The sequence below is a fragment of the Flavipsychrobacter sp. genome (genome assembly GCA_041392855.1).
In the GTDB taxonomy this organism is placed as follows: Bacteria; Bacteroidota; Bacteroidia; order Chitinophagales; family Chitinophagaceae; genus UBA5543.
Genome location: JAWKLD010000001.1, coordinates 835,002 through 849,746, shown reverse-complemented (window position 1 = coordinate 849,746; position 14,745 = coordinate 835,002). Strand labels below are relative to the sequence as shown.

The 14,745-nt window shown below is 39.5% G+C and carries 8 protein-coding genes; 4 read left to right on the top strand and 4 right to left on the bottom strand.

The window, feature by feature from the left end; genetic code table 11:
- The first annotated feature begins 9 nt into the window (after positions 1-9).
- The gene (locus tag R2800_04085) at positions 10-4,533 is read left to right on the top strand and encodes a gliding motility-associated C-terminal domain-containing protein (protein ID MEZ5016206.1); all 4,524 of its coding nucleotides are present in this window, start codon (positions 10-12) and stop codon (positions 4,531-4,533) included.
- 1 nt (position 4,534) lies between these two features.
- Here the strand turns inward: R2800_04085 and R2800_04080 are convergent, their stop codons facing one another.
- Positions 4,535-5,635: a glycoside hydrolase family 3 N-terminal domain-containing protein gene (locus tag R2800_04080; protein MEZ5016205.1), complete on the bottom strand. Its 1,101-nt coding sequence runs from the start codon at positions 5,633-5,635 to the stop codon at positions 4,535-4,537.
- Between the two features lie 139 nt (positions 5,636-5,774).
- Positions 5,775-8,609 carry an insulinase family protein gene (locus R2800_04075; protein MEZ5016204.1) on the bottom strand — a complete coding sequence of 945 codons (2,835 nt, stop codon included), beginning with the start codon at positions 8,607-8,609 and terminating at the stop codon, positions 5,775-5,777.
- Positions 8,610-8,817: 208 nt separating this feature from the next.
- Between R2800_04075 and glmM the strand changes: the two genes are divergently transcribed.
- The 3 genes from glmM to R2800_04060 are packed head-to-tail and all read left to right on the top strand — an operon-like array spanning position 8,818 to position 12,210.
- On the top strand, positions 8,818-10,200 hold the full coding sequence (gene glmM / locus R2800_04070) for a phosphoglucosamine mutase (protein ID MEZ5016203.1): 1,383 nt from the start codon (positions 8,818-8,820) through the stop codon (positions 10,198-10,200).
- A gap of 17 nt (positions 10,201-10,217) precedes the next feature.
- Entirely contained in the window at positions 10,218-11,729 is a 1,512-nt protein-coding gene (locus tag R2800_04065; protein MEZ5016202.1) for an NAD(P)/FAD-dependent oxidoreductase, read from the top strand.
- Position 11,730: 1 nt separating this feature from the next.
- A complete protein-coding gene (locus R2800_04060) occupies positions 11,731-12,210 on the top strand; it encodes a GNAT family N-acetyltransferase (GenBank protein ID MEZ5016201.1) in 480 nt (159 codons plus the stop codon).
- A 56-nt stretch (positions 12,211-12,266) separates the two neighbouring features.
- Here R2800_04060 and R2800_04055 read toward each other — a convergent pair whose 3' ends face one another.
- Both R2800_04055 and R2800_04050 read right to left on the bottom strand, forming a co-directional pair.
- Positions 12,267-13,241, bottom strand: coding sequence for a deoxyhypusine synthase family protein (locus R2800_04055; protein MEZ5016200.1), 975 nt, complete (start codon positions 13,239-13,241; stop codon positions 12,267-12,269).
- Positions 13,242-13,326: 85 nt separating this feature from the next.
- Positions 13,327-14,646 (bottom strand): citrate (Si)-synthase, eukaryotic, encoded by a 1,320-nt coding sequence (locus R2800_04050; GenBank protein ID MEZ5016199.1) that lies wholly within the window; start codon positions 14,644-14,646, stop codon positions 13,327-13,329.
- Positions 14,647-14,745: the final 99 nt, after the last annotated feature.

Sequence of the window (14,745 nt, the reverse complement as noted above, 5' to 3'; positions counted from 1 at the left end):
AAACAATGTATGAGTCGAAGGAGATTGATCTATAGCTGGTTTATATTAGTTACTGTTTTGCTTTGCAGTGCTATACAATCGAAAGCCACACATATGTATGGCGCCGATCTATTTTATACGCATATAAGCGGAAACAAGTATAAGGTTTCATTGTATATATATGGAGACTGTAGTGGTAATGCATTCCCGAATTTGCCAGGCAATCCGGTAGTAAGAGTATTAAATGGCAATTCACTATTTAGAACGCTAACTCTAAAAGTTGAGGCACCTACAAACGGGCTTGAAGTGACGCCCGTATGCCCAGCAGAAATAGGCAATACTAAATGTAGTTCCCTTTCTAACACAATACCTGGTGTAAAACGCTTTACCTACTCTGATACGGTAACTTTAAATACGACTTCTACCAATTGGCGGTTCAGGTTCACAGGAGCTATGGGTAGTACCTCTGCTGGTCGCAGTAATGGTATCACCAATATTGCCAATGGTACAACCATGAACCTCGAAGCTACATTAAACAATACAAGTGTAGTTAACTCCTCCCCTACCTATACAACAATACCTACCCCGTTTTTTTGTATCAATAAATTTGTCAACTACAATAACGGTGCTATAGATGCTAATGGAGATAGCCTTGTATATAGCCTCGTAGCAGGTCTTAACAATTCAGGAACAGTAAACTATAACACAGGCTATTCTGCCACATCACCTCTTGCTGTAGCAACGGGTAGTTTCTCTTTTAATACAGCTACAGGTCAGTTGGCTTTCTTGCCTAACCTACTGCAAAAGTCATTAGTAGTAATAAGAGTAGACGAATACAGAAATGGTGTATTAATTGGCACCAGTATGCGGGAGATGACCTTTATTATAGCTAACTGTGCTAACAACCCTCCTATAGGATTAATAACCAATAACAATAGAGGTACTATTAGTAATAACGGAACTAAGATAAGTGTGTGTAAACCGATAGATACACTTCGTTTTAACATCAACCCTACAGATCTGGATACAGCTCATAAAATAAGTATATCCTATACGGGCTTGCCAGCAGGTGCAACACTTGCGGTAACAAACAATAACACTACCAGCCCCATTAGCATCTTCACATGGAAAACTACAAATATAGCTCCCGGGTCTTATAACTTTTTTGTAACCTATGTAGATGATGGCTGTCCTATAGTGAGCAAACAAACAATGGCCTACACTATAGATATTCTTCCTGAGCCCAAAGCAGTGGTTACTATTACAAGGAATGCTACTTGCACTAAAAAAGCAGTAATTAATATTACGCCTGCTATTTCGCCATCTAACTGGCAAATACAAGTAAAACAAGGCACTACTGTTTTACATACATTCAATAATGTTACGGGTACACAAATAGATAGTTTAACACCAGGAACCTACAGCATAAGAACAACTAACGCAGACTCTTGTTTTTGGGACACCTCAATAGTCATTACAGCTCCACCACCAGTAGGCATCAATGTAGTAGCTAATGAGATAAAATGTTTTGGAGACACATCAGGTAAACTTACCGTTACAGGTACTGGTGGACAAGGCAGTTTCACCTATGCTATTAATTCGGGCAGCTTTACAAGCAACAACAGCTTCACAGGACTCAATGCAGGCACTTACATTTTAAAAGCTAAAGATACCAACGATTGTATAAAAGACACGTCCGTTAGTTTAGCAAACCCTAACCCATTAATACCAAAGGCTTCTGTGAAAAGTTCTACCTGTAATACACTAGGAGATGGGAGAATTATCATTTCAGTAACAGGGGGCACAAGTCCGTATACATACGCAATGGGTAGTGGCACCCACTCTAGTAATTCTACTTTTAGTCCTTTATCAAGTGGCTCCTATACTTTTAGTATAAAGGATAGCAATAGTTGCTCAGCTGATACTACTATAAGTATAACAGACTCCTTACTAATAACAGCCAGCTACACATTAAACAACGCCTTATGTGCTGATAGTAGTAGTGGTTCAATACTAACTGTTGCATCGGGAGGAAGCTCGCCATATACTTATGCTATTAATAATGGCACTTATGGCAGTAACAACAACTTCACTTCGCTAAATGCAGGCAACTACACGATAAAGATCAAAGATAGTTTTGACTGCAAGAAAGACAGCACGTTAACTATTAGCGAACCTCAACCAGTATCAATAAGTGTTACTTCTACAAACCCATTATGTCATTCCGATTCTAATGGCACGATAACCATTACCGCTACGGGAGGAACAACACCTTACCAATATGCTGTAGGTAATAACTCATTTAGCAACACCAACATATTTAACAACATACCTGCGGGTAATTATGCAGTAAAAATACGAGACACCAATAACTGCTATAAAGACACTACATTAGAAATAAAAGAACCTACCAAAGTAGCACAAACTGTAGCTATAACAGATGTAAAATGCTTTGGCGGCACTTCAGGAATAGTGATCGCAAATGGTAATGGTGGCACATCGCCATATACTTATGCTATCAACTCAGGCTTGTTTACCAGCACTAGTACATTTACCAATCTATCTGCTAATACATATACAATACGCACAAAAGACACCAACGGCTGTATTAAAGACACGCTTATTACTGTGACACAACCCGACAAAATAAAACCTATAGCATCAGTAAAGAACTCTACTTGTGAAACGCTTAATGATGGAAAAGTTATTATTTCTGCTACAGGCGGCATAAGTCCATATACGTTTGCTATTGGTAGCGGTAGTTTTATCACTACATCAACGTTCAACCCTTTAAATACTGGTAGCTATTTATTCAAAATAAAAGATGCTAATGACTGTATTGTTGATACGACAATAGCAATATCTGACTCCATAAAGATAGCAGCGCGTCTTACTTTAACGGATGCACTGTGTAAAGACAGCAGCAGTGGCTCTGTTACTGTAGTAGCTAATAACGGTACTAGCCCTTATCAATATGCTATCAATAGCGGAACATATAGTACAACTAATCCAATTACTAACCTAAAAGCAGGAGCTTATGCCATTAGCATAAAAGATAGCTTTGGCTGTAAGCTTGATACTAACTTCAACATTAGTGAGCCTAATAAGGTGAACATAACAGTAAGCTATAACAATCCTAAATGCTATAATGAGGCCGATGGACTTATAAGCATAGCAGGCACAGGAGGTACAAGCCCTTACCAATATGCACTCAACAACAACACGTACAATAGTAATAACAACTACACCAATCTATCTGCAGGCAACTATACTGTAAAAGTAAAAGACACTAACAACTGTATTGCAGACACAACAGTAAATCTTATCAATCCAGATGCACTTAACTTTACATTTGACCTTACTAATGTAAAATGCTTTGGAGAAAGTTCGGGAGCAGTAACCGTAAATGGTAGTGGTGGCATACCTGCCTATACTTACGCCTATGACGGCAGAGGGTTCCAAACCCAACCAATACTAACCGGTTTGGACGGTGGCAGACATGTTATAAAAATGAGAGACAGCAAAGGATGTCTTAAAGACTCTAGCATATCATTATCAGAACCACCTGCATTATCCATAACAGAAGCACAAATTTTAGATGCTACTTGCGAGGGAATGGAAAACGGAGCTGTAACGTTAAAAGGTAAAGGCGGAACCCAACCTTATACTTATGCTATAGACAACGGCACCTTCGATAACCAAAGTACCAAGTTAGGACTGAAAGAGGGTACCTACACGATCAGTATCAAAGACAACAATAACTGTAGGATAGACTCTACCATACTAATAGAGGGCTACCCTCACATAATATTAAATGACGTAGTAGCTAGCCCTGTCAGTTGTTTTGGTTATACAGATGGCTCACTTGACATAAAAGTAACAGGAGGTACACCAAGCTTTAAATATCAGCTTGATGCTAATCCAATTACGGACGACAAGCTTTTCAACAACTTATCTGCTGGTAGTTATACCATAACTGTAGAAGACAGTTTGGGCTGTAAAAAAGATACTACCCTAGTCATTGAATCGCCTGAAAAACTGAGTATAGAAACCAAAGTGACACCTAACGATTGTGACGGCATAGATAACAGCGGAACGATAACCGCTAAGGTAACAGGCGGTACAGCACCTTATAGATATAGCTGGAGCAATGACTCTTTATTAAAAACGGAAAGGATAACAGGAATCGCTAATGGCAAGTACATTGTTATCGTTACCGACCTTAATGAATGTTCAGAGTCTATAGAAAGCACCATAACCTATGATAACTGTTGCACCATATTTATACCGGATGCCTTTACGCCAAACAACGATGGCAGGAATGACTACGCCAGAATACTTAACAAAGGGGAGTTTACCCTAGAGGTCTTTAGCATCTACAACAGATTTGGAGAGCGCGTGTTTACTACAGATGACATTAATGCAGGCTGGGACGGCATCCATAATGGAGAGAAACAAGACCTGGGTACTTATTTCTATTTCGCTAAAGGACTTTGTGGTAATGAAAGAAAAGTTCCTGTTCTGTATAAGGGGACTATCACTTTGATAAAGTAACCTACTTTTTAAAACGTTTATTTTTTAGGGTCATTATTCTTGTATAAGCATCATCAATTTTCTGACGTGATATTTTATTGTCTAGCACGGCTCGCTTTATGATATCATGTATTTGAGTTGCCGTCACATGAGCGTTATTAGTAGTAGGCACGTTATTACCAAATACTAAAACATCTATACCTGCATTTATCGCCATTACAACAGACGCTTCTAAACCATAGTGATTGCTTATGGCTTGCATTTGCATATCATCAGAGAACAAGACCCCATTAAAGCCAACCTCTACCCTAAGCTTATTTATAGTCTTTTTAGATAAGGTTGCAGGCAATAAGTCTTCAGCCCATTTTTTGTTGACCATATGTCCCACCATAACTGCATCATAATTCACCTTTTCTAATAACAAGCTATAAGGTAATAACTCTTCCTCTCTCCAAGACTTAGTAACATCTACAAGTCCTAAATGCGTATCTCCTGTAGAACTACCATGACCCGGATAATGTTTCAAAACAGCTACAACACCACCCTCTTGGTGTGCCTTTATAGCAGGATAAGCATGTTTAACTACTTGATCATAACTCTTGCCATAGCTCCTTCCATTTTTTACTATTACTCTATTATTGGGGTTTATAGCTAGGTCTACAGTTGGAGCAAAATTTACATTGATACCCAAACTACTTAGAGTACTTGCTAAACGTCTATTAAAAAACAAGGTTGTATCTGCATTATCAATTTTACCTAAATAAGCGGCAGATGGCATACTGGGGAACCCATATTTACTTTTCAGTCGGTGTACTTTTCCTCCTTCTTCATCTATAGCTACGAATAAAGGTATTGTTGCATTTTCCCGTAGTATTCCTGTTAATTGAACAAGCCTATTCTTTGGGTTAGTTCTATCTATATTTTTTTCAAAAAGAATAACACCACCAACAATTCCCTTTTTTACTTCATTGAGTATTGTGCTGTTGTTCATTACAGCTTTACGATCATCCAGCCCTATCATTATCATCTGGCCTATTTTTATAGTCAAGCTATCAGGTACTTGAGTATAGGCGGATACCGTTTTAAGAAGCAGTACAGTAAAAAATAATAAACACTTGGGCATGAATGGGAACATTGAATTTAGGTGTTTAAAATACAGATAAAACATAAGACCAAAAACGAAATGATACTATAAGTAACACATACAAAAAAATAAAGCCACGCATAGTGCGTGGCTTTTCTCTATAATTTATCCCGTTATTCTATTTCTTCTCACTTTCAGGGTAAAGAATAGCAGTAAATGTATTCTTTCCGTCAAACACCTTGTTGGCTACTTTCTTAATATCGTTAGTAGTCAAAGCATCGATCCATTGATCATAATTTAGCATATGATCTTGATCTCTACCTAAGAATAAGATGCTCTGAAGCTTGCCTGCCCAGTAGCTGTTCTTTTCCATATTCTCACGGTGCTTCTCACGCCATTGGTTTTTCACTTTATCCAAATCTTCTGCAGAAGGCCCATTGGCTTTAAGGTCTTTTACCACCTCGTCAGCAGCAGCTATTAGCTTATCTACATTTTCAGGGCCACATGGCAACTGCAATGAGAAAGAGTAATTACCATATGGCTCATCCTCTACGCTAGCTCTGTAACCACCACCGTAGATACCACCAAGTTTTTCACGAAGTTCTTCTATCACTTTAATATTCAATATCTCAGATAAAGCAGATGCTTGTAAAGAGAAGTCTTCGCTAAATTTAGCCTCGCCATGAGTTACAGAAACTATCATGCTCTTAGCATCAGCACCTTTGTAGAACTTAACAGTATGATTGCCAGAAACAGGGCGCACACCATTATCCTTATATTTAGGCATTTGCTTATTAGCAGGTAGTCCGCCAAGGTAGGTCTCTATCAATGGTAGCATTTTTTCGGCATCAACATTACCTACTATGTAGAAGTTCATGCCATCAGCCATACCAAACTCGTTTCTATATATTTCTACAGCACGGTTCATATCCAAGTTTTCAAACTGTTCAGCCTTAGGCAGTGGAGATGGTGCTAATGGATTATGTGCGTACATTTCGCCATACATAGTATCTATGAATGCAAATGTAGGGTTAGCCGACATGAACTTCACTTGCATCATTTGCTTCTTGATATAAGCACCATAAAGTTCTTTATCTATACGTGGTTGTGTCAACTTGATGTACAACAATTGGAACATCTCCTCAACATCTTTAACTGTACTACTAGCAGAGATGGTGTTATGGATTTCTCCTATGCTAACATTTGCTCTTATGTTTTTACCAGCTAACACTTTCTCAATCTGAGTAGGGTTAAACTGTCCGAAGCCCATTGCATCAGTAACCGATGTAGCGTATTTAACATTATTAACGTCAGCAGCACCATAGTTGTTACTACCGCCATTTTTAACACCTCTAAGCACTATCTCATCACTCTTAAAGTCGGTAGACTTAATAGTAACTTTCACACCATTACTTAATGTATAGGTAGTAGCTCCAAGCGCTTTTTCTTCTTTAGTGTTGGTAACCTTACCAGCTCTTGGCTTATTAGCCATTAGGCTTGTTGCAATATTCTCTTCTACATTTTGAGTTACTTTTTGTGCAAGACCTTTTTGTGTCATTGCTAGCAATTCAGCCTCTGTAGGTAGTTTTTCTTTACCAGACTCAGGTCCAGTAATTAGAGAGAAAGTGTTGGTGTTGCTCATCCACTTCTTGATCTCTGCATTCAGTTCTTCAGCCTTAATGCCAGGAAGCAACTCCTTATAATATCTGTATTCATTTTCAATACCAGGTATTGTTTCTCCTTCTAAGAAGTTACGTACATATTCACCTATAAGACGGCTACTCTCTGTAGTATTACGCTCGTTGTACGCTTTCTCCATGAAAGCCATCATATCCTTTTTAGCTAACTCTAGCTCTTTCTCCGTGAAGCCATATTCCACAGCTTTCTTCAATTCTGCTGTGAGTGCCATCATTGCTTTTTCCGGTCCTTCTTCGCCAAACATGGTAAAAGCCATTAAGCTTTCATAACCACGTGCCCAGCCACTAATAGATGCTGCTGCAAATGGGAATGGAGGATTAGCACTTTGAGACAAGTCGCGTAGTCTTTGGTTGATCACCTGTTGCATCAAACCTTGTACCATGTGATCTCTATAGTCGCCTACCACTTTTGATACCTTTTGCTTTACAGAAGGGAACATGATCTGTAGCTGATAGTTGGTCGCTTCTTTATCTGTTAGCACCATTGCCGATGCTTTCTTACGAGGTGTAAGCGGGTTATCAAAACGCTTCTTTTCGTTTTTAGGATTCTCCAGCGTTGCAAAGTGTTTTTTCAAATACTTCATTGCAGTGGCTTCATCTATATCTCCCACTACTGCTACTGCCATTAGATCAGGACGATACCAATCGCGATAGAAACGACGGATAGTCTCATATTTGAATGTCTTTAGGATGTCGTCTTTACCAATAGGCAAACGCTCTGCGTAACGGCTACCCGCCATCAACTCAGGAAGGTATTTACGCATCATACGCATTTGAGCACCTTTAGCCAAGCGGCTTTCTTCCAGTACTACTCCACGCTCGTCGTCAATGTCTTTATCTGTCAATAATGCATTGTGTGCCCAGTCTTCTATTATCTGGAAACCTTTATCCAAGTTACCTTCTTTATCAGTAGGTATAGGTAGGATGTATACTGTTTCATCAAAACTAGTATAGGCATTCAAGTCTGCACCAAACTCTACACCAATTGATTGTAGATAACTAACTAATTCATTTTTAGGGAAGTTTTTAGAACCATTGAAGTTCATATGCTCCATGAAGTGAGCCAAACCTTGCTGATCATCATCTTCTAAGATAGAACCTGCATTAATTACCAATCTCAATTCTACCTTGTTTTCAGGTTTTTTATTGGTTTTGATGTAATAAGTAAGTCCGTTATCAAACTTACCTTTTTTAACCTTTGGATCGATGGGTAAGGGTGTGTTCAAGTCCTGCGCAGAGGCCATACCGGCAAAGGATACCAGTAGTAGCATAGCAGCGATCACCCTCTTAAAAAAGTGTGCTGTAAAATGTTGCATAAGATTGGATTTAATAAGTTGGCAAAGTAATAAAATTGTAACTAGATAGTGTGATATCAGTTTATAAAATATGTTAAAAATAACGTATAAGTCATATATCACTAACAATCAATATGTCGTATCATTTAAGTTACTTTTTATTAACACTATGCAATGAGGCAAATGAAAAACTTATCTTAGCACTCAAGTTGAGTTATATAATATACTTATGGCACTAATAAAATCTATCTCTGGAATAAGAGGTACTATTGGCGGAAAACAAGGTGAAGGTTTATCACCTATTGATACGGTAAAATTTACAACAGCCTATGCAGCTTGGGTAAAGGCTCAAAATAGCGACAATAATAAAATTGTAATAGGGCGAGATGGTCGTATCTCCGGCCAGATGGTAAGAGACCTGGTAGCAGCAACACTACAAGGCTGCGGTTTTGATGTCGTAGACCTTGGACTAAGCACTACCCCAACTGTAGAGATGGCGGTGACTATGGAAAAGGCAGCTGGAGGTATCATACTTACTGCCAGCCATAACCCCAAAGAGTGGAATGCCTTAAAATTACTAAACAGCAAGGGAGAGTTTTTAAGTGCTGAAGATGGGCAATGGATACTGGACTATGCCGAGAAAGGAGAGCATGAATATGCTACTGTAAACAATATAGGTAAGCTAACAACAGATGATAGCTATATACAAAAACATATAGATATCATACTAGAGCATCCTTTAGTAGATGTAGCTGCCATAAAAGAAAAGAAATTCAGCATAGTGGTAGATGCGGTCAACTCTACAGGAGCTATATCTGTAGCACCTTTATTAGAGGCTCTTGGCGTGCACGACATCATTGTTATCAATGAAGAGGTAACAGGACATTTTGCACACAACCCTGAGCCACTACCTGAAAACCTGACTGAGCTATGTAATACAGTAGAGAAAAAGAATGCACATCTCGGCATTGCTGTAGACCCCGATGTAGACAGGCTTTGTTTTGTATGCGAAGATGGTAGCTTATTTGGCGAGGAGTATACACTGGTAGCCGTGGCTGACTATGTACTGTCTCACAAGAAAGGGAATACGGTTTCCAATATGTCCTCTACACGTGCATTGAGAGATGTGACAGAAAAGCATGGAGGTGTATATACCCCAAGCGCTGTAGGAGAGGTAAACGTGGTGAAGAAAATGAAAGCTATGGACGCGGTTATAGGTGGCGAAGGCAATGGAGGTATTATTGTGCCCGAATTACACTATGGTCGTGATGCGCTGATAGGTATAGGCTTGTTCTTGACCCACTTGGCTAAGTTTGGCAAGAGCATTAAAGCACTGCGCAACACCTACCCTAGCTATTATATATCAAAAAATAAGATAGAGCTAAGCGATGATATAGACCTAGCCAGCATATTTGAAAAGATAAAAGACAAATACAAGAACCAACCTATCAACACAGAAGATGGTGTTAAGATAGAATTTGATAAAGACTGGGTACATCTTCGTCCATCTAATACGGAACCTATTATCCGTATCTATGCAGAGAGCGGTTCTGAAACTACTTCCAACAATATAGCTAAACGCATCATGGAAGACATAAGAGAAATGATGTAAATATACTTTCCAACTATTTGAATAGTAGTAAGATATACGATATAGTAGTAGTAGGCAGCGGCTTAGGCGGCTTGCTTACTGCTGTTATATTAGCCAAAGAGGGCAAAAGTGTTTGTGTACTGGAACAAGACAAACAGATAGGTGGCTGCTTGCAAACCTTCTCTTTTGAGAAAAAAGTGTTTGATAGCTGTGTACACTATATTGGCGGTCTTGGCGAAGGACACACACTGAACAAACTGTTTTCCTATGCAGGTATAATGGATAAGCTAACGCTCAAAGCATATAATGAAAATGCTTTTGATAAAATAGCTTTTGGAGAAGAAGAGATAGAATACCCCCACGCACAAGGACAAAAGAACTTCATTGAACAACTACTCCACTATTTCCCTGAGGAAGAAAAAGCCTTACAAGAGTACATCAGTACAGTTACCAAAGTGGGCGACCATTTTCCGCTATATAGATTGAGGCTGGGCAATGCCAGCGAAAAAGATGTAGTAAGCAATTGGGAGCTACAAGCGACAATAAATCGAATTACCAACAATACCAGACTACAAAACGTACTTACTGGTAATAGTCTGCTCTATGCAGGCGTTAAAGGCAGAACGCCATTTTACTTACATGCGCTTGTTACAGAGAGTTATATACACAGTAGCCATAAGGTGCTACCCGGTAGTTCTCAAATTTCTAAATTTCTTTGGCAAGAACTACAAGCACATGGTGGAACCATCTACAGAAATACCACAGTAACTAAACTGGTGGAAGAAAACGGACTACTAAGCTATGCGGAAACTAATGATGGGGAACGATTCTACGGGCATCAATTTATAGCTAACGTTCACCCTAAGATAGTATTGGATATACTAGATAGTAAAATAATACGACCAGCATACAGAAAACGTATTAACAATATTGAGCAAACGGTCTCCTCTTATATGCTCAACCTTGTAGTGCAACCTAAGACCGTAAAAATGCGACATTATAACCTCTATTGGAATGCAACAGACAATGCTATGGATGCTGTAGACTACAAGGAATGGCCTAGCAACTATGCTGTATTCTTTACCGAAGACAAAGAGAACGAAGGCTATGCAGAGAGTGTATCCATACTCAGCTACATGAACTACAATGAGGTGAAAGCATGGGAAGCAACAACCAATAGAACGGGAGCGGAGATGAACAGAGGTGGTGATTATGACGAGTTCAAAGCAATAAAAAACGAGCAACTACTCGACAAAGTATTGCAACGCATACCTGAACTAAAAGGTAACATCCTAGCAAGTAAGGCAGCTACACCACTTACCTATCGCGACTATACGGGAGCACCCGAAGGTGGACTATACGGCAACCTAAAAGATGTTAACAAACCTGCCGAAACCACCATAGCTACAAGAACTAAGATTCCTAACTTATTGCTTACTGGACAAAATGTAAATCTGCATGGAGTACTGGGTGTAAGCATTACAGCTGTAGCCACTAGTGCAGAACTGGTGGGTATGGAACATTTACTCAAAAAGATAAACGCCGTATAAGATGGTGGAAATAGTACGCATACAACCGGAACACAATCAAAGCTTATACAACATTATTCGTAATAGCCTACTGGAGTTTGATATTGACTTAAATGGTACTGTGTATGTAGATCCCTACTTAGACAATATGCACGGTCATTTCAATGTGCCACACAAAGTGTATTATGTTGCCGTTGAAGACGGTAAGGTTTTAGGAGGCTCGGGCATTGCACCGCTAGACGATACCAACACAGAAGTATGTGAGCTACAAAGAATGTTCTTAACCAAAGAAGCCAGAGGAAAAGGTGTAGGCAAACAACTAATGGAGACCTGCTTGAAAGAAGCTAAGAAACGAGGCTTTAAGCAATGCTACTTGGAAACCTTTGAAGAGATGCAACAAGCTATAAAGCTATATGAACGTACAGGTTTCAGGCATATAGACCATGCTATGGGTAATACAGGACATTTTGCTTGCCAAACCAGAATGGTGATAGACCTATAAAAAAGAGGATGCTACTGCTTAGCATCCTCTTGAAGTATCAATTTAAGTAAACCTTATTACCAGCCTAATAAATAACCAAATATCAATGGTGCAACGATGGTAGCATCACTCTCCACGATATATTTAGGTGTATTGATATCTAACTTACCCCAAGTAATTTTTTCATTTGGCACTGCCCCACTGTACGAACCATAAGAAGTAGTACTATCGCTTATTTGGCAGAAGTAAGACCAGAAAGGCACATCTGTCCACTCCAAGTCTTGATACATCATAGGCACCACACATATTGGGAAGTCACCTGCTATACCACCACCTATCTGGAAGAAACCAACGCCCTTACCACCACTGTTAGCACGGTACCACTCAGTCAACCACATCATGTATTCTATACCGCTCTTCATGGTAGAAGCCTGTAGATCACCTTTAATGCAATAAGATGCAAAGATGTTACCCATAGTACTATCTTCCCATCCTGGTACTATAATTGGAATATTCTTTTCTGCAGCTGCTAGCATCCAGCTATTCTTAGGGTCTATCTCATAGTGTTCTTTCATAGCACCGCTAAGCAATAGTTTATACATATACTCGTGAGGAAAATAACGCTCACCAGCAGCTTCAGCATCTTTCCAAATTTTATAGATATGCTTTTGTATTCTTCTAAAAGCCTCTTCTTCAGGGATACAAGTATCCGTAACACGGTTAAAGCCATTCTCTAACAAATCCCACTCGTCTTGAGGACTTAGATCACGATAGTGAGGCACACGCTTATAGTGCGTATGTGCTACTAAGTTCATGATATCTTCTTCCAAGTTTGCCCCTGTACAGCTTATGATTGCAATTTTATCTTGGCGGATCATCTCTGCAAGAGATATACCTAGTTCTGCCGTACTCATAGCACCTGCAAGAGACACTAACATTTTACCACCTTCTAACAGGTGTGTTTCATATCCTTTAGCAGCGTCCACCAATGCAGCTGCATTGAAGTGGCGATAATGATGCTCTATAAACTGTGAAATTGGTCCTTTACTCATTATATGAAAGTATTGAAAGATTTAAAAAGAATAAGAGACGCTCTAATGAGCGCCTCTGTAAAAATAATATGTATTTATAAAAATCTTAAGCAGTTTCTGTAGTCTCTGCTACGATCTCTTTGATACGCTCTGTAGTGAAAGACTTAGGACGCTCAATAGACAGCCCTAAAGCTCTGTCCCAACATAGGCTAGCTAATACACCAAGTGCACGAGACACACCAAATAATACAGTGTAGAACTCCTCTTCAACCAAGCCATAGTGCTTTAACAATGCACCTGAATGCGCATCAACGTTTGGCCATGGGTTTTTGATCTTACCTGTAGCAGCTAAGATGTCTGGTGCTACTTCATACATTTTCCAAACATTCTTCACCATTGGTGCATCCGGACAATGTGTTTCAGCAAACACTTTTTGTGCAGTAAAACGAGGGTCAGTCTTACGCAAAACTGCGTGACCATATCCTGGTACTACTTTTCCTGAAGCTAGTGTTTTATGTATGTATTCAGCTATTTGCTCTTTAGTAGGTTCTTGAGTATTCAACTCTTCACACATTTCCTCTATCCAGCGGATAACCTCTTGATTAGCCAATCCGTGCAAAGGACCTGCAAGACCAGTCATACCAGCAGTGAATGCTAAGTAAGGGTCGCTCAATGCAGAACCAACTAAATGTGTAGTATGTGCAGATACGTTACCTCCCTCATGGTCAGCATGTATCGTCATGTATAAACGCATCAAAGCCCAGAAGCTCTTATCTTCAAAACCTAGCATGTGTGCAAAGTTTGCTGCCCAGTCAAGGTTTGCATCTGGTTCAATATGCTCACTACCATGGTATTTACGGCGGTAAATATGTGCTGCAATACGAGGCAAACGAGCTATAAGTGTGATGGTATCTTCGTAGGTATACTCCCAATAGTCTTTCTTGCTGATACCTTCTTTGTAGGCTTTCGCAAATTTTGACTCTGTTTGCAAGGCCATGATACCTGCACAGAACTGTGTCATTGGGTGAGCACTTACAGGTAACGCGTCAATTACGTCAAATACGTGTTTAGGAACAATAGCACGACGAGCAAAAACATTAGATAAATGCTCTACTTCTTCTTCCTTCGGCAATTCGCCTACCAACATCAAATAGAACAACCCCTCCGGCAATGGCTCAATACCACCTTCTGCCTTAGGTAAAAGCTCTCTCAACTCAGGGATAGAGTAACCACGGAAACGTATACCTTCCTCAGCATCTAGTAATGAAGTCTCTGTTACCAAACCAGGCACGCCACGCATACCTGCGTATACTTGCTTGATGGTAATCTCACCTAACTTCTTATCACCATGCTCTTGTAATAAACTCTTGATTTCCTGTCCTAGTACGTCTGCTTTCTCTTTGAAGCGTTCTTTGATGTAACCCATATGTTATGAAAAATTATAATATTGAGGCGTCTGAGAGTATGCTCTTCTCAAAATCGAGCACGAAGATAAGAAATAACAAGCATATTTGTGAAGGCAATT

Coding starts and splice junctions, on each gene's coding strand:
- R2800_04085 (MEZ5016206.1), top strand. CDS start 10: ATGAGTCGAAGGAGATTGATCTATAGCTGGTTTATATTAGTTACTGTT.
- R2800_04080 (MEZ5016205.1), bottom strand. CDS start 5,635: ATGCCCAAGTGTTTATTATTTTTTACTGTACTGCTTCTTAAAACGGTA.
- R2800_04050 (MEZ5016199.1), bottom strand. CDS start 14,646: ATGGGTTACATCAAAGAACGCTTCAAAGAGAAAGCAGACGTACTAGGA.
- R2800_04055 (MEZ5016200.1), bottom strand. CDS start 13,241: ATGAGTAAAGGACCAATTTCACAGTTTATAGAGCATCATTATCGCCAC.
- R2800_04075 (MEZ5016204.1), bottom strand. CDS start 8,609: ATGCAACATTTTACAGCACACTTTTTTAAGAGGGTGATCGCTGCTATG.
- glmM (MEZ5016203.1), top strand. CDS start 8,818: ATGGCACTAATAAAATCTATCTCTGGAATAAGAGGTACTATTGGCGGA.
- R2800_04060 (MEZ5016201.1), top strand. CDS start 11,731: ATGGTGGAAATAGTACGCATACAACCGGAACACAATCAAAGCTTATAC.